Genomic DNA, 20,311 nt, shown 5'->3' with positions numbered 1-20,311 from the left:
GGGTGGCAGCTGGAAGATAAGTGCCCACATCGGGATCCTCGCCTGCATCAGCGATTCAGTGACCGAACTGACCATGTTGCAGCCTCTTTTCAACGACTCGCAGAGCGAGAGAGAGCGGCAGAAAGATCAGCACGCACATCAAGGTCAGCACCGCCAGCATCTCGTAGGTCTTGTAGTAGAGGGCGATGTAATTCTTGGTGGTGTAGAGCAGCTCTGGCACCGCCACCGCCGAAGCCACGGTTGTCTCTTTGAGCAGAAAGATGAAGTTGGCAAACAGCGCGGGCAGGCTGGCGAGCCAGGCCTGGGGCAACTGCACGTGGCGCAGCAGTTGCCAGCGAGAAAGCCCGATGGCCCTGCCAGCCTCCAGCTGACTGGCGGGCACCGCCTGAATGCCTGCACGCAGCGCCTCGGTCAGATAACCACCACCGAGGAAGGTCATGGCAATCACCGCAGTGGTAAACCCGGAGAGCGACAAACCGAGCGCGGGCAGCCCGAAATAGAGGAAGAAGAGCTGGATCAGCAGCGGCGTGTTGCGGGCCAGCTCGACATATCCGCGGATCAGTGCGCTGAGCGGCCGCTTGTGCAGGCTCAGCAGGGCGACGTTGAGCAGGGCGACCGCCAGCGAAGTGAGGATCACTATGGCTCCCAGCTGCAAGGTAACCCAGACAGCCTTGCCGAAGGCGGGCAGCGTCGTAAGGATAAAGGGCAGATCCAGATTCATGCCGGGATCCTCCCGTCACGCTGCAGACGCTGGGGCAGCACAGTGATCGCATCCGGGTACTTGATGCCGGCACCGGTATTGAGCACGACAACCTGCTCCTGCTCCTGCTCCCGGATCCAGCCCGCCTCGCGCAGTTGACGAGCGGCAGCAAACGCGGCGGCCCCTTCCGGGCAGACAAAGCTCCCTTCGCGAGAAGCAAGCAAGCGGATCTCGCTCTGGATCGCCTTGTCATCCACTGCGATGGCGCAACCCTCGGTGCGATAGAGTGCGTCCAGCACCAGAAAATCCCCCAACGCTTTGGGTACATTGATGCCGAACGCCAGCGTCCGGGAGTCGGGCCAGAAGCTCGACTCGGCGGCTCTCTGTTGCCACGCCTGTACGATGGGAGCGCAACCGCTCGCCTGCACGGCCACCAGCCGGGGCAGCTCACCCTTGACCCAGCCCAGCTCCTGCAGCTCGCGCAGCCCCTTGTAGATACCGATAAGGCCGACCCCGCCACCGGTGGGATAGATGATCACATCCGGCAGGGTCCAGCCCAGCTGTTCGGCAATCTCCAGCCCCATGGTCTTCTTGCCCTCTATCCGGTAGGGCTCCTTCAGGGTTGAGGCATCAAACAGGGCGTGCTCCGCCACCGCCTGTGCCACCTGGCGACCGGCATCGCTGATCAGGCCATCCACCAGATAGAGACGGGAACCGGCGAGGGAGGTCTCCAGTCGGGTGATGGCGGGAGCTACCTGCGGCATGACGATGGTACTGCGCAGTCCGGCGCGGGCACCGTAGAGCGCCCATGCAGCCCCTGCGTTGCCGTTGGTCGGCATGGCGAAGTGGGTGACGCCGAGTTCACGCGCGCGGGAGATACCCACAGCTGCGCCACGAGCCTTGAAGGAGCCGGTGGGGATGACGCTCTCGTCTTTCATCCAGAGATCCGGAATACCGATCTGCTTGCCCAGCGTGGGCAGCCGTAGCAACGGGGTAAGCCCCTCACCCAACGTCACAACGTGGGCGGGATCCCGCACCGGCAGCAACTCGTGATAACGCCACAGGCTGGCCGGGCGACCCGACAATGCCGCCGGGTGCCAGGCTCGCTTCAGCGCATCGAGATCGTAGCTGGCCAGCAGTGGTGCACCTGCCCGGCTCAGTTGCCAGGGCTGGTCGGCATCATGGATCTCGCCACTCTTGCTGCAACGCAGATGTGATAGGTAGCTATACGGCATGCTTTATCCTGAATGGATCGACTTTGGTCAGTCACTTATTCCATCCTGCAATCCAAGTACCGGATAACAAACAAAATTAACTGGCAAACCTAAGTGAAAAAATTCATATGAAGCCGTCTGTTTTCGCTGACAATCTCATCTGCCAGCAATAAAGAAGGGGAGCCAATGGCTCCCCTTCTGGTCTTCTCTTCCGATTCAAATCTGGAAGTCGATGGCAGGCTCGCTGCCCATGGCGCGGGCCTGAATATCCGCCAGCGCCAGCTCAGGGTTGCAGAGCTGGATAAACTGCCAGGCAAAGTTGTGCTGGAACTGCCCCTGCTTGAGGCCAATCCAGGCGGTGTGGGGGGCAAACAGATGGCTGCCATCGAGCTGTATCAGCCCCTGATCGCGCTGCGCGTCGAACGCCATGTCGGCCAGTATGCCGACCCCCATCTCCAGCTCGACATAGGTCTTGATGACATCGGAGTCCTGCGCCGTCAGCAAGATCTGCGGTTCAATGCCAGCCGCAGCAAAGGCTTCATCCACCCGCACCCGCCCGGTCAACCCGGCTTGATAGGTGACGATGGGCCAGTTGGCCAGCGCCGCCAGCGTCAGATCCCGCTCGCCTGCCAGCGGATGTTGCTCGGGCACCACGATGTTGTGGTGCCAGCGGTAGTAGGGGAATGCCACCACCCCTTCGCTCTTGTCGAGCTGCTCGCTGCTGATGCCGATATCCACCTCGCCGGTCTGCACCAGCCGCACTATCTCCTCCGGGCTGCCCTGACGCAGCTCCAGCTGTACCAGCGGGAACTGCTCGCGAAACGCCTTTACCACCCGCGGCAAGGCATAGCGCGCCTGGGTATGGGTGGTAGCCACCAGCAAACGGCCCGAGTCGCGGTTGGCAAAGGTGCTGGCCAGTTTGCGGATGTTGTTGGCGTCATTGAGAATGCGCTCGGCAATCACCAGCAACTCCTTGCCCGGCTCGGTCATGCCGAGCAGCCGCTTGCCGTAGCGGATGAACAACTCGATCCCCAGCTCCTCTTCCAGCTCGCGGATATGGCGACTCACCCCGGATTGCGAGGTAAAAAGGGCGTTGGCCACCTCGGTCAGGTTGTAATCCCGCCGCGCTGCCTCCCGGATAATTCGTAACTGCTGAAAATTCACCTTGTCGCCTCCTGCGAAGAGTGGGCGACACAATCTGGTCACCCCCTCATTTTTGTTATTTGGCCGGATCATGCCCCGGCAGAGCGCCTGAACCCGGGCAGCCATGCCACCCGCAACAAAACATCAAATCTGGTAATCGGGATAGAACTGCGCCTGTCTGGCCACCAGCCGTACCCCCTGTCCCGGAGCAAACTGCTTGGCCGCCTCCTTGCTCAGCTCCGCCTCGTAGTGGGCCCCTTTGGTTTCGCCATCGCCACGCAGCTCCACCCGAATGCGTGGCCCCATGGGCAGCAGACGGGTGATGGTGGCACGGATCCCGCCCGGCGCATCGGCTGGCAGAATCTCCAGTTCATGGGGACGAACATAGGCGATGGCGGCACTGCCGTGGGCCAGATGAGAAGCCGACGGCCCGCCGAGCAGCTGCTCGCCGATGCCGAATCCCTGCTCCGCCACCCGACCGCGGAACTGGTTCACGCTGCCGAGGAAGCTGTGGACGAAGGAGCTGGCGGGCTGGTCGTAGACCTCGGCCGGGGTGCCGATCTGCTCGACCCGTCCGGCATTCATCAGCACCACCCGATCCGCGACCTCCAGCGCCTCCTCCTGATCGTGGGTGACGAACAGGCTGGTGACATGCAGCTCGTCGTGCAGCTCGCGCAGCCAGCGGCGCAGCTCCTTGCGCACCTGCGCATCGAGGGCGCCGAAGGGCTCGTCCAAGAGCAACACCTTGGGCTGCACCGCCAGCGCGCGGGCCAGCGCGACCCGCTGACGCTGGCCGCCGGAGAGCTGGGTCGGGTAACGCTCGGCCACGTGGCTGAGCTGCACCAGATCCAGCAGCTCTTTGACCCGGGCACGAATGGCCGCCTCGGCCGGACGCTCGCTGCGCGGTTTGACCCTAAGGCCAAACGCTACGTTCTCGAACACCGTCATGTGGCGAAACAGGGCATAGTGCTGGAACACGAAGCCGACGTTGCGCTCGCGCACATGGAGATCCGAGGCATCCTCGCCACGGATGATGACGCTGCCACTGTCGGCCTGCTCCAGCCCGGCGATGATCCGCAGCAACGTGGTCTTGCCGCAACCGGAGGGGCCAAGCAGGGCCACCAGCTCACCGTCGTGAAAGTCGAGGTTGATGTCTGCCAGCGCCGCGTACTGATTGAAATGCTTGTTGAGTTGTTGAACCTGAATGCTCATGGCTGCCTCTTTAAAACGGTGATCAGTGAGATTTGGTGGGCTGGGCACGCAGCCGGGCCAACAGGGTTTCCCCGAGCAGGGTGAAGATCCCGAACAGAGCCAAGAGGCTTGCCACTGCAAAGGCGGCGCCAGTCTGGTACTCGTTGTAGAGGATCTCGATATGCAGCGGCAGGGTATTGGTCTGGCCGCGAATATGACCGGAAACCACCGACACCGCGCCAAACTCCCCGACCGCGCGGGCGGTACAGAGCAGCAAGCCGTACATCAGGCTCCAGCGAATGCCGGGCAGGGTGACGCGCCAGAACATCTGCAGACCGCTCGCCCCCAGCATGATGGCCGCCTCCTCCTCTTCCGGGCCGCGCGCCTCCATCTGGGGCAGCAGCTCGCGCACCACGAAGGGTACGGTAATGAAGGTGGTGGCCAGGATGATCCCCGGGGTGGCGAAGATGATCTTGATGTCATGTTCGCTCAGCCAGTCACCGAACCAGCCGCGGCTGCCGAACATCAACACCAGCATCAGACCGGCAATCACCGGCGACACCGAGAAGGGCAGATCGATGATGGTGATGAGCAGCTGCCGACCGGGGAAGCGGAAACGGGCGATGGCCCAGGCCGCAGCGATCCCGAACAGCAGATTGAGTGGAACGGCGCAGAGCGTCACCAGTGCGGTGAGACCGAGGGCGCTCAGGGCATCCGGCTCGCTGATGGCGTGCCAGAAGAAGGCGAGCCCCGGCGTCAGCGCCTGAATAAAGACGGTGGCCAACGGCAGCAGCAACAGGGCGGCAAACCAGCCGAGACCCACCGTGATGAGCAGCCATTTGACCCACTGGGGCTCGCGGATCACGGTCGGAGCCTTGCGCACGGGAGCAACCTCCACAGGGGCGACTTCAAGGGCGAGTGTCGATGCGTTCATATCCGGCTCCCTCCTATACGAGACCAGCTCCAGGCCTGCAACTTGTTGATTAGCAGTAACAAAATGAATGAGATCAGCAGCATCACCACGGCAATGGCAGAGGCGCCGGCATAGTCGTACTCCTCCAGATGGCTCATGATCATCAGCGGTGCGATTTCCGAGACCATCGGCAGGTTGCCGGCGATGAAGATGACGGAGCCGTACTCCCCCACAGCACGGGCAAAGGCCAACGCAAAGCCGGTGAGCAGGGCCGGGATCAGGGTCGGCCAGAGCACGTGGATAAAGGTCTGCCAGCGATCGGCGCCGAGGCTGGCGGCGGCCTCCTCCTGCTCGCTCTCAGCCTCTCGCAGCACCGGCTGCAGGGTGCGCACCACAAAAGGCAGCCCGATAAAGGTGAGGGCGATCACGACGCCGATGGGGTTGTAGGCGAGCTGGATGCCGAGCGGCGCCAGCAGATGGCCGATCCAGCCGTTGGGGGCGAAAATGGCGCAGAGGGCGATGCCGGATACAGCGGTCGGCATGGCAAATGGCAGGTCGATCAACGCATCCACCAGTCGACGACCGGGGAAGGTGTAGCGCACCAGGATCCAGGCCAGGATCAGGCCAAACAGGCTGTTGAGCAGCGCCGCGACAAAGGCCGCCCCGAAGCTCAGGCGAAAGGAGGCGAGCACCCGGGGTGAACCTATCACCTGCCAGAACTCGGCAGCGGTGAGGTTGTTCGCGGCAAACAGCACCAGCGCCGAGAGCGGCAACAGCACCAGCAGGCCCAGATAGAGCAGAGTAAAGCCGAGGGTCGGGGCAAATCCCGGCAGGACTGAGTAAGAACCAAATCGCATAACGATTCCATTTGTTATGAAAAACATCAGATGTAGCGATTCTGCTTACTCTCCTTTTAAGCAACAAACACCATTTGCGACTTTGCTAATTACTTTTTTGTCTAACAACGGTGGGACAAGGCTTTTAGAGCGATCTAAATAAAAAAAGGTCTTTTATATAAATAAAAGACCTAAGAAATGGAGCAATACGGAGCGCAACATTCAAAGAGCAGGGTTCGCAACAGCTCACCCGATAACATATCCCGCCATTGGTTAAGGGCCGATGGCAGAGACAACAACAGTTCTGATAGCCGAAGCCGCTTGCGGAGCAACCACCAGCTCGGCCCGGCGATAGAGAGAGCCAAGCAGTTCCAAACCCTGATGCCAGTCGCCATGACCGGACTGGGCATTGATATGGCCCGCGTTGCCGGCGTCGAACAGTGGTACCTGCCACTGACGACTCCAGTATTCGGCCCTCTCGAAGCTCATCCAGGGATCGTTGCGACTGGCCACCAGCTGGGCGGAGACTTGCAACGGCCCTTCCAACCGTTCATCGACAATCCCGAAACGGGCCGGGTCAGCCGGTGCCACCAGAAAGAGCGAGGCGACCTTCTCCGGCTGCAATCTGGCTGCCGCGATGGCGGTCAGGGCACCGAAAGAGTGGGCCACCAGATGGACCCGACTGCGGCGACTTCTCAACTTGCTCGCCAGCTTGGCACTCCAGACCGTGAGATCCGGTTTCTCCCATGGCAGGCCCGTCATCCGCTGCCAGTAGGGAAAGTGCTCGTGCCAGCGACTTTGCCAGTGATCCGGCCCACTGTTGTGCAGACCGGGAACCAGGAGGATCTTGTTCATCTTGGTGCTCCTATCGGCTGGCACAGGGGCCAGTTCAAAGGGGTTAAACGGAGTTACCTGCCTCAGCCACCGGGTTGGTAGATCTGGTCAAACAGACCGCCCTGTGCGAAGTGTTTCTTCTGAGCTTTATCCCAGTTCCCCTCGATATCCTTGACCGTAAAGAGTGCCAGCTTGGGGAACTGATCTGCGGTCTCTTTCAGGATCGCCGGATTGCTGGGGCGGTAGTGATACTTGGCGACTATGTGCTGCCCCTCGTCGGAATAGAGGTAGTCGAGGTAGGCCTTGGCCACCGTTTCGGTGCCGTGCTTCTTGGCGACCTTGTCCACCACCGCGACCGGCGGCTCAGCCAGAATGGATACTGACGGCACCACCAGTTCGAACTTGTCGCTGGCACCGGGCTGACCAAGTACCAGCAGGGCTTCGTTCTCCCATGCCAGCAGCACATCGCCAAGGCCACGCTCGATAAAGCTGGTGGTGGCACCGCGGGCGCCGGAGTCCAGCACCTTCACGTTCTTGTAGAGATCGCCGACAAACTGTTTGGCCCCCTCTTCATTGCCACTCTTCTTCAGGGCATAACCCCAGGCGGCCAGATAGTTCCAGCGGGCACCGCCGGAGGTCTTGGGATTGGGGGTCACGATGGCCACATCCTTGCGCACCAGGTCGCCCCAATCCTTGATCTGCTTGGGATTGCCCTTGCGTACCAGGAAGACGATGGTCGAGGTGTAGGGCGCTGCATTATTGGCCAGACGGTTCTGCCAATCCGCTGCGATAAGACCTTGCTTGGCAACGGCGTTGACGTCGTAGGCCAGCGCCAGCGAGACCACGTCAGCTTCCAGCCCGTCCACTACGGCGCGAGCCTGCTTGCCGGAGCCACCGTGAGACTGGCTCACCACCACATCGTCACCGGTTTTGGCCTTCCACTCCTTGGCAAAGGCTGAGTTGTACTCCTGAAACAGCTCGCGGGTCGGATCGTAGGAGACGTTGAGCAGGTGCACTTCCGCGGCGTAGGCCTGGCCAAAGGCCAGCACGGAGAAGAGGGAGAGAGCGGTCATTCGCAGTTTCATGGTGATACTCCATATCGTTGGGTTGAGAGCAGCATGCCGCGGAGTTGTTATGCCGAGAAGAAAGAAATAACTCTTTGCTTATCTCTTTTGCTCATATCAGGCAGCCACACGCCACAAGGAGCCAGACGCAGACTCTGTGAGCCACGCCCCTCTGTGACCTCAAGCGCTGTGCCATCATGGGAACAAGGCAGGCAGATGACGAAAAGGAAGTCGTTATGTGGATCAATGCAGAACCCGTCAACGGTGCCCTGGTCTCATTGGCCATCGGCCTCATCATCGGACTGGAGCGCGGCTGGCAGGTGCGCCAGCTGGGGGATAACCAGCGCATCGCCGGGATGCGTACCTACGGCCTCATCGGCCTGCTCGGCGGGGTCTGCGGCTTGCTGCTGCCGACCCTGGGCCCCTGGCTGCCGCTGCTCGGCCTGCTGGCGGTGGTGATCGGTTGCGGCCTCTCGGTCTGGCTGGCCCAGCGCTGGCAAGGGGAGTTCGGTCTCACCAGCTCGGTAGCCATGCTGCTCACCTATTTGTTGGGGCTGATGTCGGTACTGCTGAGCCCGAGCGAGGCGGTGGCCTGCGCCGTGCTGGCCGCCCTGCTGATGGGGCTCAAGGGCAAGATCCAGCAGGGGATGCTGTTTCTCAGCGAAACCGAATTCCACGCCACCCTGCGCTTTTTGCTCATCTCGCTGGTACTGCTGCCGGTACTGCCCAACGAGGAGATGGGCCCCCTCGATGCCTTCAACCCCTTCAAGATCTGGCTGATGGTGGTGGTGATCGCCGGCATCTCGTTTTGTGGCCACTTCGCGGTTCGTCTGCTCGGCACCCGCGCCGGGCTGGTGCTCACCAGCATACTGGCGGGATTGGCCTCTTCCACCGCCCTCACCCTGCAGTTCGCCCGCCTCAACAAGGAGCAGGGGGGGCTGGAGCGACTGCTGGCCACCGGCATCCTGCTGGCGGGGGCCACCATGTGGCTGCGGCTGCTGGTACTGGTGCTGCTGATTCACAGCGAACTGGCGATACGCCTCGCCGCCCCGCTTGTGTTGCTGGCGACCACGGTGTACGGCTTTGCCTTCTGGTTCTGGCGCCAGCGCGAGGAGCTGACAGACGGCCCGGTACAACCGGAAACCAGCAACCCGCTCGATCTGGCCACCGCCATCAAGTTCGGCCTGCTGTTGGCGCTGATCGGCTTTATGGCAACGCTGCTGCAAGACAAGGTAGGCAACTCGGGGGTCTATCTGCTGTCGCTAGTGTCGGGGATCACCGACGTGGACGCCATCACCTTGTCGCTCTCCCAGCTCTCCCACAAGGAGCTGGCGCTTGAGGTGGCGGCCCGCGGCATCCTGCTCGCCGGTTTGATCAACTCGCTGGTGAAGGGGTTGCTGGCCCTCGGCATCGGCGGTCGCAGTCTGGGGCTGCGGGTGCTGCTCCCCTACTTCGTCTCGGCCCTGCTGATCCTGCCCCTCGTCTGGCCAGCAGGATGACGGGGATCACCTGCCAGAAGTGACAGACTGACGCCTCTCGCGCTTGTCACGTATACTGCCCCCTCTTGCAGCATGAGGAGGTAGCAATGGCGAGCGACTGGGACAAGGTTCTGGCAGGTGGGGCGCTGGATGGCCAGAGCGAGGAGATAGCGAACGACCGGATCCGCGGTCAGGCGCTGCTGGCCCGGCTCAATGGTTCATCGGCGGGCGATGGCCCTCTGCGCCAGCAGATCTGCCGCGAGCTGTTCGGCCACTGCCCCGACTCCAGCTGGATCAGCACGCCCTTCACCTGCGAGTTTGGCCGCAACATCCACATCGGCGAGAAGACCTTCTTCAACTTCAACGTCACCATTCTCGATCTGGGCGAAGTGCATATCGGCAGCCATGTGCTGCTGGCCCCCAACGTGCAGATCTACACCGCCACCCACACCATGAACTATCTGGAACGACGCAACTGGACTGCCTACAACAAGCCGGTGCGAATTGGCGATGACTGCTGGATCGGCGGCGGCGCCATCATCTGCCCCGGCGTCACCATAGGGCCGCGCTCCATCATTGGCGCCGGCGCAGTGGTCACCCGCGACATCCCGGCCGACTCTGTGGCGGTGGGCAATCCGGCCAGGGTGATCCGCACCCTCAAGCAGGATGAGGAGCGCTGCTGGGAGCTGGCCCAATGATGGCGCTGGCGTTGCTGCCGCTGGGCTGGACCCTCTGGCTCGGCCTCGACAGCCAGCAGTGGTGGCCACTGGCCGCACTGCTGACCATGAGTCTGCTGACGCTGGCGGCCTACGCCTGGGACAAGCGGCAGGCGGTGCGGGGCGAGTGGCGCATTCCCGAATCGAGGCTCCATCTGCTGGAGTTGTGCGGCGGCTGGCCGGGGGCACTGGTAGCTCGCCAGTGGCTGCGCCACAAAACCCAGAAGCGCAGCTACCGGCTGGTCTTCTGGTTTATCGTGCTGCTGCACCTCACCCTGTGGGCGCTCTGGGTCGGTCGGCCACTCTGGCAGCAATAGCAGTCTGCGTCACAAAGGGACAATGGGCCCCATTGCGGCCGCCCGGCGGCTGTGAGAAAACAGAGCAGATCTCATCAGCGTTTTCGCCGTCTATAGACGACAAGGAGTCGTGACATGACCATGTGGACAGGCATAGTCCTGATCGTATTTATCAGCGTATTGTTCGGATATCTCGGCAAGCGGGCCCGCTATCAGATGGGGGATGCCCGCATCACCGACCGCCTCGGCAGGCAGGATATGATCATCAGAGAGTTGCAGGAGCGGATCGCCAATCTGGAGGCGATCGTCATCGAGGAAGAGAAACGGCGCCCGTTCCGGGAGCTGTGATGTTTCACCGCCAGGTTTCAGATACAGAGAGGGCTGCATGATGCAGCCCTCTCTTGTTTGAACTGATTCAGATTGCCAACGGCAGCAACTCGACATAGTCGCGGATCGCCGGAAAAGCGGTAATGCTCTGCTCCGGCTTGCAGCTATCCGGATTCTGGATCGCTAGCTGATAGCCGATGCCATAGTCAGCGGCAGCCCGCAGGATCCGCTCGCTGTCATCCACAAACAGGGTACGGGCAGGATCGAACGCCAGCCGCTGTGCCAGCGCCTGCCAGCAGTGTTGGCTCTCCTTCGACCAGCCCAGCTCATGGGTACTCACCATCAGATCCAGATGGTCGCGGAGCCCCAGCTGCGCATCCTTCACCGACAGACTGGCGGGGTGGGCGTTGGTGAAAAGCACCAACTGCTTGCCCGCGGCGCGCAGCGCGGCCAGAAAGGGGATGGCATGGGGACGCCACTGGATCTTCGCCAGCAGCTCCTGCTTGAGGGCACGAATGTCGAGCCCCAGGGTCTCGCTCCAGTAATCCACGCAGTACCAGTTGAGGGTGCCGTTGACGGCGTGATAGTGGACATCGATCTGCGCTTTGGCTTCATCCAGCGGTAGCCCGAGCCGCTCGGCGTAACGCTCCGGCACCAGCTGCTGCCAGAGGTGGTTGTCAAAGTGGAGATCGATCAGGGTGCCATCCATGTCGAGCAAGACGGTATCAATCTGGTGCCATGGCAAGGTGGTGGAGCGGGAGTGTGGCATCGGGCCTCTTGATCGCGGATCTCGGAAAACGGGGCGGCAGTATAACGGATTTTTCCTCCCCCTTTCCCCTCCCTGCCCCGTGGTGTTCGGTGTGCGAGTCGTTTACTCTTGAAGCACGATTTTTTAACGAGCTGTCACCCCTGATGAGTGAGCACCACAAAAGCCCCCCCGAACAGATTTCGATCGACCAGCTGGAGCAGGAGAAGAACAAACCGGAGATCCTCAAGGCCGAGATCGTGGCCGAGAGCCAGCTGTTCAGAGTGGAATCCCTCCACCTCAAATTCTCCAACGGCGAGGAGCGGGTCTATGAGCGGATGCGCGGCGGTAATCGTGGCGCAGTCATGGTGGTGCCGCTGTTCGATGCCCACACCCTGCTGCTGGTGCGCGAATATGCCGCCGGCACCCACTCCTACGAGCTGGGCTTTCCCAAGGGGCTGATCGACCCGGGCGAAGATGCCTTCGAGGCGGGCAACCGGGAGCTGATGGAAGAGGCGGGCTTTGGCGCCAACAGCCTGACCCTGCTCAAACAGGTGTCGCTGGCGCCGGGGTACTTCTCCAGCCGGATGGACATTTTACTGGCGCGGGATCTCTTCCCCGAACAGCGGATCGGCGACGAACCCGAACCGCTGGAGGTGATCCCCTGGCCACTCAACCGGATCGATGAATTGCTGGCGCGGCCCGACTTCACCGAGTCGCGCAGCATCAGTGCCCTGCTCTTGGCCCAAAAGTGGCTGGCGGAGCAGGCAGAGTAGCCCGCAGACGGGCAGTTAACAGACAGAGGATAACGAGATGCAGGAGTTGTTGGCCTGGGTGCCGGGGGTCAAGGAGATTGCCCGCGAAGCCGGAAGGATCCTTCACGACATCTATCACGGCGGTCAGTTCGAGCGTCAGCTGAAGGAGGATGCGACCCCGGTCACCAGTGCCGATCTTGCTGCCGATGCCTACCTCAAACAGGCGCTCTCGGCGCTCACCCCCCATGTGCCGGTGCTGACCGAAGAGGCGGCCGACATCCCCTTCAGCCAGCGATCCAACTGGCGGCAATACTGGCTGGTGGATCCCCTCGACGGCACTGGCGAATTTATCGCGGGCAGCGGCGATTTCGCCACCCTGATCGCCCTGGTGCGGGACAATGTGCCGGTGCTCGGGGTCATCTATGCTCCCGAGTCCAACGTGCTCTACTGGGCTGTGCGCGGCTACGGCGCCTTCAAGGAGGTGAATGGCGAGGTGTTGCCCATCAGCGCCATGCACCATGAGCATGACCAGCCTGACTCGCTGGTGGTGGCCATCAGCCGCCGCCAGAAGCTGGAGAAGCTCACCCGCCGTCTCAACCCGGCCATCAACTACGAGCTGATCCCGCTCGGCTCCAGCTCCCTCAAATCCTGTCTGGTGGCGGAAGGGGCGGCCGATTGCTACGTGCGGCTCGGCCCCACCGGCGAGTGGGACACCGCCGCCGCCCAGTGCATCGTCGAGGCTGCTGGTGGCCGCATCCTCAGCCTGGCGTTGCAGCCACTCAGTTACAACGAAACCGAGTCGCTGGAGAACCCTGACTTTATCGTGATGGGAGATCCGGATCTCGCCTGGGGCAACATTCTGGCCCACTAGACGGATAGCGATATCATCACACCAGACAAGCAGGCGGCCCAATGGCCGCCTGCTTTGTCAGGGAAGTTGCCCCGAGTAATGGCCAGAGTGATCCGCTGGTCAAGGCGCTCTTGAACAGCGTGATACGCTGGCAAAGAAGCGAAATGATAGTGAAACATCACAGTCGGTCGGCGAGAAATGGTGCGATTTTCACGTAATTCTGAAAACACCTGATTAGCCAAAATAAAAAAACGAGTGTAGATCAAATTTTGGTTTTATATTTCACAAAAATCACAATTGTCAGTTTCGTTGCATTCTGTGATCCAGATTCCATTCCCAATCTCGCTGGCTAAACCCCGCAATGGCAGTGATATGTTTCAGTCTCGCCTTTTGAGAATTAAATCCCGATAAACCACAATGAACTCAGATTAAAACACTAACAAAAAGTGAATTAGTAATGAGTTTATCTGTAGAGGCTACCAAGGAGCTATCCGGCTCCTGCTCCACCACTGCCAGCACCACCCGCTGGCGCCGTCACGACACCCACTGGGTCATCAGCCTGTTTGGCACCGCCGTTGGCGCCGGTATCCTGTTCCTGCCCATCAATCTGGGTCTGGGCGGCATCTGGCCCCTCGTTATCGTCGCAGTACTGGCAGGCCCCATGACCTTCCTCGCCCACCGCGGGCTGGCGCGCTTCGTGCTCTCCTCGTCACGCCCCCACGCCGACTTCACCGAAGTGGCGGAGGAGCATTTCGGCAAGATGGCCGGTCGCCTTATCTCGGCGCTCTACTTCCTCTCCATCTTCCCGATCCTGCTCATCTACGGGGTCGGGCTGACCAACACGGTGGAGAGCTTTATGGTCAACCAGCTCGGCATGGCGACCCCGGATCGGGTGATGCTCTCCGGCGTGCTGGTATTCGCCATGATCGCCGTGATGCTGGCGGGTGAGAAAGCGATGCTGCGCGCCTTCGCCTTTATGGTCTATCCGCTGGCGGCCATTCTGGCGGCGCTCTCCTGCTACCTGATCCCTCAGTGGCAATGGCCGGAAGTGACGGCGTTTGAAGGGGTCAGCTTCCTCAACACCGTCTGGCTGGCGCTGCCGGTCACCGTGTTCGCCTTCAGCCACGCCGCAGCCATCTCCGGCTTTGCCAACGTGCAGCGTCGTGAATATGGCGAGCAGGCAGAAGCCAAGAGCGGCCTGATCCTGCGCAACACCACAGTAATGCTGGTAGGCTTCGTGCTGTTCTTCGTATTCTCCTGCGTGCTGAGCCTCTCGCCAGCCCAGCTGGCTGAAGCCAAGGCCCAGAACGTCTCTGTGCTCTCCTATCTCGCCAATATCACAGACAACCCGGTGATCGTGACTCTGGGGCCGCTCATCGCCTTTATCGCCATCAGCTCCTCCTTCCTTGGCCACTTCCTCGGTGCCCGTGAAAGCCTGAAAAGCCTGATCGCCAAGCCCACCGGCCTACCGCTGGCCAAGGCGGACAAAGTCGGTATCGCCCTGATGTTCTTCTCTATCTGGGGTGCCGCCGTCATCAACCCGGGCATTCTGGGGCTGATGGAAACCCTCTCCGGCCCGGTCATCGCCATGATCCTGTTCATCATGCCGGTGATTGCCATCTACAAGGTGGAGGCGCTGGCCCGCTTCCGTCACGGCTGGACCAACGGCTTTATCCTGCTGACCGGTTCGCTGGCGGTATCGGCGCTGATCTTCAGCCTGTTGAAGTAGCGACTCACAGCAGATAACAAAAAGAGAGGCGACCTTGGGTCGCCTCTCTTCTCTCTGTTCGGGTGTGAATTCAGCCCAGCTTGGCACCGTTCTCCACCGCCTGCTCGGGAATGGCCATCACCACGGCGCCATCCGGCCGGTAGAAACCGGTCAGCAGAAATTCAGACTGAAACGGCCCTATCTGTTTGGTCGGGAAGTTGACTACGGCGATGATCTGGCGGCCCACCAGCTGCTCTGGCTGGTAGAGCGCGGTGATCTGGGCGCTGCTCTTGCGGATCCCCAGTTCGGGACCAAAATCCGCCCACACCTTGTAGGCCGGTTTGCGCGCCTCGGGGAACGGCTCGACCCGCACCAGAGTGCCCACCCTCAGCTCCACCATCTCGAAATCCTGCCAGCTAATCGTCTCCATTTCGGTTCCTGTTTATCGTGCACCTTGCATGACCCGCAGCATGGCCCAAAGAGAGCATCCCGTCTTCGGCGATCAGCCGTTTCGTTACGGCAGGCGGCCGTTTTGCTGGCGCCAGAGGGACGGAGTGAGCCCGTTCTCGGTCAGGAAGCGCTCGCTGAAGGCCCCCTGATTCTGGTAACCACAACGGCTGGCAATCTCGCCAACGGGCAGTTGCGTGCCGGCAAGCAGGGTCCGCGCCAGCGCCATGCGCCGACTGCGAATGTAGTGGGAGACGCTCACCCCCAGCTGCTGGCGAAAGGCGAGCTTGAACTGGCTCTGGCCAAGACAGGCGATGGCTGCGAGTTGCTGATTGGTCAGCGGGGCAGCGAGGTTGGCCTCGATATGGCGCTGCACCTTGAGGATGCGGGCGGCAAGGCGTGGAATGGCTGCGCTCTGCATCCCTTGCCCTTCCGCCAGCAGGGAGAGCCACACCTGCTCCATGCCCGCCACCTGCCGCCCCTCGGCCACCATGCGGTGCAGAAAAGCGAGGTAGTGACGCTGGGGCTCATCCAGCTCGATAAAGGGGCGGGCCGCCAGATCGCCGGGCAGCCAGTCGCTCTCCTGCACCAGAAATGAAAGCGCGGGATCGGCGGCGTAGTCGTGTCGCTCGCCGGGGGCGATGATGCAGGCAGAACCGGGGGCAAGCCTGCGCCCCCGGCCCTGCACCTCGATCTCGAGGGGGCCGTCGAGGGGGATCACCAGCTGGGCAAAGTCGTGGCTATGGCTGCAGACGTGGTGGTGATAGTGGCGCAGGCTGAAGCGGGACATGGCAGATAGCAATGACGCGGCCAGGGCCGCGTCATTGGGGGTTATTCCTTGTCGAAATCTTCGATCTCTTTGCCCAGCGCTTCCATGATGGCGCGCGCTTCGGCAGGGACGCTGTCCGGATGATCCTTGCGCAAGTCTTCGTCGCAAGGGAGCGGCTGGCCGGTGAAAGCGTGCAGGAAGGCTTCACAGAGCAGCTCGCTGTTGGTCGCATGACGCAGGTTGTTCACCTGACGGCGGGTGCGCTCATCGGTCAACACTTTCAACACCTTGAGCGGGATCGAGACGGTAATCTTCTTGACCTGTTCGCTCTTCTTACCGTGTTCCGCGTAGGGGCTGACGTAGTCGCCGTTCCACTCTGTTCCCATGACTCACCTGTTCTCATTTAGCCGTGAGCGCGGATTTTAACCCTTAAGGAAATTAATGGCAATCCAACAGCAAAGCCATTTAGACGTCTGGAAGTGTTGACGGCCTTTTTAAGCTGGCGTAGTGTGGTTCATCATGATGCCAGCATTGGCACGATTGCGTGTGGCAAAAGCAGCGTGGCAGGAAGAGCGGCCACCGTCCAGAGAGATCAAGGAGAGAAACATGACCCACAAGGCCACCCTGGCGGTTCGCACCGGGATTGAGACAGACCAGCAACACGGTGCCGTGGTGCCGCCTATCTACCTCTCCAGCAACTACACCTTTGCCGACTTTGGCGAACCCCGTCAATACGATTATGCCCGTTCCGGCAACCCGACCCGTACCAATCTGGCGGACGCGCTGGCGGCACTGGAAGGGGGCGCAGGCGCCGTGGTCACCGGCACCGGCATGGGGGCTATCCATCTGGTCACCACCGCCCTGCTCAAGGCGGGGGATCTGCTGATCGCTCCCCACGACTGCTACGGTGGCACCTGGCGCCTGTTCGAGTATCTGGCGGCCAAGGGCCACTACCGGGTGCAGTTTGTCGATCAGGGGGATGAGGCCGCTCTGGCCGCCGCGCTGGCCCAGAAGCCTGCGCTGGTATGGGTCGAGACCCCCTCCAACCCGCTGCTGCGGGTGGTGGATATCAGCGCCATTGCCAGCGCAGCTCATGAGGTGGGTGCACAGGTAGTGGTGGACAACACCTTCCTCTCCCCCCTGCTGCAACAGCCACTCGCACTTGGAGCTGACGTGGTGGTGCACTCCACCACCAAGTACATCAACGGTCACTCAGACGTGGTGGGCGGAGTGGCGATTGCCAAAGAGACCGCACTGGCCGAGTCGCTGGTGTGGTGGGCCAACTGTCTGGGGCTCACCTCCGGGGCGTTCGACTCCTACCTCACCCTGCGCGGCCTGCGCACTCTGGCCCCCAGATTGCGCACCCATCAGGAGAACACCGACCGCATCCTCGCCTTCCTGCAACAGCAGCCGCTGGTGAAACGCATCTATCACCCCAGCCTGCCGAGCCATCCGGGCCACGATATTGCGCGCCGTCAACAGTCCGGCTTCGGCGCCATGCTAAGTTTTGAACTCGATTGCAGCGAGGCTGGCATTCGCGCCTTCCTCGCGGCCCTCACCCTCTTCTCGGTGGCCGAGTCCCTCGGCGGGGTGGAGAGTCTGGTGGCCCATCCGGCCAGCATGACTCACAGGGCCATGACCCCGGTCGCACAACAGGCAGCAGGCATCAGCGCCCAGCTGCTGCGTCTGTCGGTCGGTATTGAACACGGTGAAGATCTGGTGGCCGATCTGGCACAGGCTTTTGCACAGGCGCAGCAGGCAGAACAGGTAGCGAAGTAATGGAACAGCAGCAACAAGGAGAGATCGCGGTGGCAACAGAAGCAGGCTTGAAGCGACGTCACGTCCACAAATTCGGTGGCAGCAGTCTGGCGGATCCGGTCTGTTATCGCCGGGTCGCCAGCATCGTTGAACAACAGGTGGGTGGCGACGAGCTGATCGTAGTCTCCGCCGCCGGCAAGACCACCAACCGGCTGATCCAGCTGGTGGAGCTGGCCGAAGCGGGTGATGAAGCCGCTGGCGAAGCCATCTCCGCCCTTCACGCCTATCAGCAGGGGCTGATCGACGGCCTGCTGGAAGGTGAACTGCAGCTAGATCTGAGCAAGCAGCTGGCCGACGACATGCAGCTCATCGCCAAGACGCTTGAGGGGCAGTTTGACCGCTTCGCCCGCAACGGCCTGCTCGCCTTTGGCGAAGTGTGGTCGGCGCGCCTGCTGGCTGCCCTGCTCACCAGCCGCGGCGACAAGGCCATCTGGCTCGATGCCCGCAGCTTCCTGCGTGCCGAGGATGGCGCTCTGGTCAAGGTGGATACTGCGCTCTCCAGCGAACTGCTCAAGGCGCGACTGGCGGAGCATGCCGGTCGCATCGTGGTGACCGGCTTTATCGCTGCCGACATGGAGGGGCGCTCCCTGCTGCTCGGTCGCAATGGATCCGACTACAGCGCCAGCCTGTTGGCGCTGCTGGCGGACGGCGAATCCACCACCATCTGGAGCGACGTGGCCGGGGTCTACAGCGCCGACCCGCGTCGGGTGAAGGAGGCTCGCCTGCTGGAGCGCCTGAGCCTAGCCGAAGCCAACGAGCTGGCCCGCCTCGGCTCCTCGGTCTTGCACTCCCGTACCCTGCAACCGGTGGCCGACAGTCGTCAGCGCCTCACCCTGCGCTGCAGCTACAACCCGGACGAAGGCTGCACCCACATCCTGCGCCGCGCCCCCCGCTCCGGCGGTGCCCGCATCGTCTCCTCGGTGGATCAGATCGCCCTCATCGAGCTGAAGGTGCTGCCACAGACCAACTATGAGCAGACGGTGGCCACCATCGAGGCCCATCTGGCCCGTCACCGTCTCAATCCGCTCACTCTTCAGCGCCAGCCGGATCGCAGGGTGCTGCGCCTCGCCTATACCCTCGAAGTGGCACAAGGGGCCTTCGAGCTGCTGCGCGACTTCCAGCTGCAAGGGAGCTTCACCGGCCTCATCCAGAAGGAGGGGTACAGTCTGGTAGCGCTGGTGGGGGCCGGCGTCACCGACAATGCCGAGCAGTGCCACCGCTTCTACCAGCTGCTGGCGGATCAGCCGCTGGAGTTCGTGCAGGTGGCCAAAGATGGCCTGAGTCTGGTGGCCGTGCTACGTCAGGTGGTACTGGAACCCTTGCTCATCGCCATGCACAGCGCCCTGTTCAGCCGCCCGAATCGAGTCGGACTGGTGGTGTTCGGCAAGGGCAATATCGGCGGCCACTGGCTGAGCCTCTATGCCCGCGAAAAGGCGCGCCTCGAGCATGAACTCAATCTGGCGCTCACCCTCTACGGCGTGTTCAGCTCGGAAGGGGGTCTGCTCGATGAAGAGGGGCTGGATCCGCTCAAGGTGCAGGACAACTTTGCCCCCAAAGCGCTGATCTGGCCCGAACTGCTGGCCCAGCTGGAGCAACACAGCTTCGACACTCTGATCGCCATCGATTTGACCGCCAGCGAAACGGTGAGCCGCTACTACCCCGACTTCGCCCAGCTCGGCATTCACATCATCGCCGCCAACAAGTTTGCCGGCGCCGCCGACAGCGAGTTTTACCAGCGCATCAAGCAGACCTGCCGCGACCATCAGGTGCAGTGGCGCTACAACGCCACCGTGGGCGCCGGGCTGCCAATCCAGTCCAGCATCCAGATGCTGCGCCAGAGCGGCGACCGTATTCAGGGGGTCTCCGGCATCTTCTCCGGCACCCTCTCCTGGCTGTTCCAGCAGTATGACGGCACCCGCCCCTTCTCCGAGCTGGTGGATGAGGCGTGGCAGCACGGTCTGACCGAACCGGATCCCCGCGAAGATCTCTCCGGTCAGGATGTACGCCGCAAGCTGCTTATTCTGGCGCGAGAGGCCGGCTTCGAGCTCGACTCCGCCGATATCGAGCTGGAGAATCTGGTGCCCGTCCCGCTGCGCAAGGTAACCCCGGATCAATTCATGGACCGGCTGAAAGAGCTGGATGGCCCGATCCAGACCGCCTTCGAGGGGGCCAAGCGGCTTGGCAAGGTGCTGCGCTACGTGGCTCGTTTTGAACATGACGGCAAAGCACGGGTCGGGCTGGAGGCGCTGGAGCCGCACCACCCGTTTGCCAACCTGCTGCCGTGCGACAACATCTTCGCCATCGAGAGCGACAGCTACCGCACCAACCCGCTGGTGATTCAGGGGCCGGGAGCTGGTCGGGAAGTGACGGCCGCCGCCATCCAGTACGACCTCTGGCAGATCTGCGCCAGCCTCTAAGGCTGATATGCAAAGGGAGCTGCACTCTGCTCCCGCGCACAATAAAAAAGCCCGAGTCGATGACTCGGGCTTTTTGTTGCTGAGGGCCGC

At 61.9% G+C, this 20,311-nt stretch carries 21 protein-coding genes; 9 read left to right on the top strand and 12 right to left on the bottom strand.

The window, feature by feature from the left end:
- Window positions 1–55: 55 nt before the first annotated feature.
- From BS300_RS14075 to BS300_RS14040, 8 genes are all read right to left on the bottom strand, one after another.
- Complete coding sequence (locus tag BS300_RS14075) at window positions 56–721, bottom strand: amino acid ABC transporter permease (RefSeq protein WP_071913492.1); 666 nt, start codon at window positions 719–721, stop codon at window positions 56–58.
- Window positions 718–1,935, bottom strand: a complete 1,218-nt coding sequence (locus BS300_RS14070) for a threonine synthase (RefSeq protein ID WP_071913490.1) — start codon at window positions 1,933–1,935, stop codon at window positions 718–720. Before BS300_RS14070 ends, BS300_RS14075 begins: the two co-directional genes overlap by 4 nt.
- Before the next feature lie 195 nt (window positions 1,936–2,130).
- The gene (gene cbl / locus BS300_RS14065) at window positions 2,131–3,078 is read right to left on the bottom strand and encodes an HTH-type transcriptional regulator Cbl (RefSeq protein ID WP_043850028.1); all 948 of its coding nucleotides are present in this window, start codon (window positions 3,076–3,078) and stop codon (window positions 2,131–2,133) included.
- A gap of 123 nt (window positions 3,079–3,201) precedes the next feature.
- On the bottom strand, window positions 3,202–4,269 hold the full coding sequence (locus BS300_RS14060) for a sulfate ABC transporter ATP-binding protein (protein WP_042030337.1): 1,068 nt from the start codon (window positions 4,267–4,269) through the stop codon (window positions 3,202–3,204).
- Between the two features lie 22 nt (window positions 4,270–4,291).
- A complete protein-coding gene (cysW, locus tag BS300_RS14055) occupies window positions 4,292–5,182 on the bottom strand; it encodes a sulfate ABC transporter permease subunit CysW (protein ID WP_071913488.1) in 891 nt (296 codons plus the stop codon).
- Window positions 5,179–6,018, bottom strand: coding sequence for a sulfate ABC transporter permease subunit CysT (gene cysT / locus BS300_RS14050; protein WP_192849749.1), 840 nt, complete (start codon window positions 6,016–6,018; stop codon window positions 5,179–5,181). The genes cysW and cysT overlap by 4 nt, the downstream gene beginning before the upstream one ends.
- Window positions 6,019–6,270: 252 nt before the next feature.
- Window positions 6,271–6,852 carry an alpha/beta hydrolase gene (locus tag BS300_RS14045; protein ID WP_041209034.1) on the bottom strand — a complete coding sequence of 194 codons (582 nt, stop codon included), beginning with the start codon at window positions 6,850–6,852 and terminating at the stop codon, window positions 6,271–6,273.
- A 62-nt stretch (window positions 6,853–6,914) separates the two neighbouring features.
- Window positions 6,915–7,916: a sulfate ABC transporter substrate-binding protein gene (locus BS300_RS14040; protein WP_042030331.1), complete on the bottom strand. Its 1,002-nt coding sequence runs from the start codon at window positions 7,914–7,916 to the stop codon at window positions 6,915–6,917.
- Window positions 7,917–8,131: 215 nt separating this feature from the next.
- Here BS300_RS14040 and BS300_RS14035 point away from each other — a divergent pair, with 215 nt between their 5' ends.
- The 4 genes from BS300_RS14035 to BS300_RS14020 all read left to right on the top strand — a co-directional run bounded on the left by BS300_RS14035 (window position 8,132) and on the right by BS300_RS14020 (window position 10,733).
- Entirely contained in the window at window positions 8,132–9,394 is a 1,263-nt protein-coding gene (locus BS300_RS14035) for a DUF4010 domain-containing protein (RefSeq protein ID WP_071913484.1), read from the top strand.
- An 86-nt stretch (window positions 9,395–9,480) separates the two neighbouring features.
- Window positions 9,481–10,071 (top strand): sugar O-acetyltransferase, encoded by a 591-nt coding sequence (locus BS300_RS14030; RefSeq protein WP_071913482.1) that lies wholly within the window; start codon window positions 9,481–9,483, stop codon window positions 10,069–10,071.
- Window positions 10,068–10,406 carry a DUF1294 domain-containing protein gene (locus tag BS300_RS14025; protein ID WP_043850033.1) on the top strand — a complete coding sequence of 113 codons (339 nt, stop codon included), beginning with the start codon at window positions 10,068–10,070 and terminating at the stop codon, window positions 10,404–10,406. The genes BS300_RS14030 and BS300_RS14025 overlap by 4 nt, the downstream gene beginning before the upstream one ends.
- 114 nt (window positions 10,407–10,520) lie before the next feature.
- Window positions 10,521–10,733, top strand: coding sequence for a hypothetical protein (locus BS300_RS14020; RefSeq protein ID WP_041209029.1), 213 nt, complete (start codon window positions 10,521–10,523; stop codon window positions 10,731–10,733).
- 67 nt (window positions 10,734–10,800) lie between these two features.
- Here BS300_RS14020 and yrfG read toward each other — a convergent pair whose 3' ends face one another.
- Complete coding sequence (gene yrfG, locus BS300_RS14015; protein ID WP_071913480.1) at window positions 10,801–11,481, bottom strand: GMP/IMP nucleotidase; 681 nt, start codon at window positions 11,479–11,481, stop codon at window positions 10,801–10,803.
- 143 nt (window positions 11,482–11,624) lie between these two features.
- Between yrfG and nudE the strand changes: the two genes are divergently transcribed.
- The 3 genes from nudE (at window position 11,625) to BS300_RS14000 (ending at window position 14,791) form a co-directional block, all read left to right on the top strand.
- Window positions 11,625–12,233, top strand: a complete 609-nt coding sequence (nudE, locus tag BS300_RS14010) for an ADP compounds hydrolase NudE (protein ID WP_071913478.1) — start codon at window positions 11,625–11,627, stop codon at window positions 12,231–12,233.
- Window positions 12,234–12,270: 37 nt separating this feature from the next.
- Window positions 12,271–13,083 carry a 3'(2'),5'-bisphosphate nucleotidase CysQ gene (gene cysQ / locus BS300_RS14005; protein ID WP_005343054.1) on the top strand — a complete coding sequence of 271 codons (813 nt, stop codon included), beginning with the start codon at window positions 12,271–12,273 and terminating at the stop codon, window positions 13,081–13,083.
- 436 nt (window positions 13,084–13,519) lie between these two features.
- Window positions 13,520–14,791 (top strand): aromatic amino acid transport family protein, encoded by a 1,272-nt coding sequence (locus BS300_RS14000; protein WP_071913476.1) that lies wholly within the window; start codon window positions 13,520–13,522, stop codon window positions 14,789–14,791.
- Between the two features lie 70 nt (window positions 14,792–14,861).
- On the opposite strand, the gene BS300_RS13995 is transcribed toward BS300_RS14000, so the two are convergent.
- The 3 genes from BS300_RS13995 to metJ form a co-directional block, all read right to left on the bottom strand.
- Complete coding sequence (locus tag BS300_RS13995) at window positions 14,862–15,200, bottom strand: tRNA-binding protein (RefSeq protein ID WP_033113988.1); 339 nt, start codon at window positions 15,198–15,200, stop codon at window positions 14,862–14,864.
- 84 nt (window positions 15,201–15,284) lie between these two features.
- Window positions 15,285–16,007 carry an AraC family transcriptional regulator gene (locus tag BS300_RS13990; RefSeq protein WP_071913473.1) on the bottom strand — a complete coding sequence of 241 codons (723 nt, stop codon included), beginning with the start codon at window positions 16,005–16,007 and terminating at the stop codon, window positions 15,285–15,287.
- 41 nt (window positions 16,008–16,048) lie between these two features.
- A complete protein-coding gene (gene metJ / locus BS300_RS13985) occupies window positions 16,049–16,372 on the bottom strand; it encodes a met regulon transcriptional regulator MetJ (RefSeq protein WP_005343046.1) in 324 nt (107 codons plus the stop codon).
- Window positions 16,373–16,592: 220 nt separating this feature from the next.
- On the opposite strand from metJ, the gene metB reads away from it, so the two are divergent.
- Both metB and BS300_RS13975 read left to right on the top strand, forming a co-directional pair.
- Complete coding sequence (gene metB / locus BS300_RS13980; protein ID WP_071913471.1) at window positions 16,593–17,765, top strand: cystathionine gamma-synthase; 1,173 nt, start codon at window positions 16,593–16,595, stop codon at window positions 17,763–17,765.
- Entirely contained in the window at window positions 17,765–20,221 is a 2,457-nt protein-coding gene (locus BS300_RS13975; protein ID WP_071913469.1) for a bifunctional aspartate kinase/homoserine dehydrogenase II, read from the top strand. Before metB ends, BS300_RS13975 begins: the two co-directional genes overlap by 1 nt.
- Window positions 20,222–20,311: the final 90 nt, after the last annotated feature.

Origin of the sequence: Aeromonas sp. SCS5 (assembly GCF_001887375.1) — a bacterium.
Taxonomy (GTDB): domain Bacteria; phylum Pseudomonadota; class Gammaproteobacteria; order Enterobacterales; family Aeromonadaceae; genus Aeromonas; species Aeromonas jandaei.
Note: the sequence above shows the minus strand (reverse complement) of the source record. Positions and strands in the feature narration are given on the sequence as shown.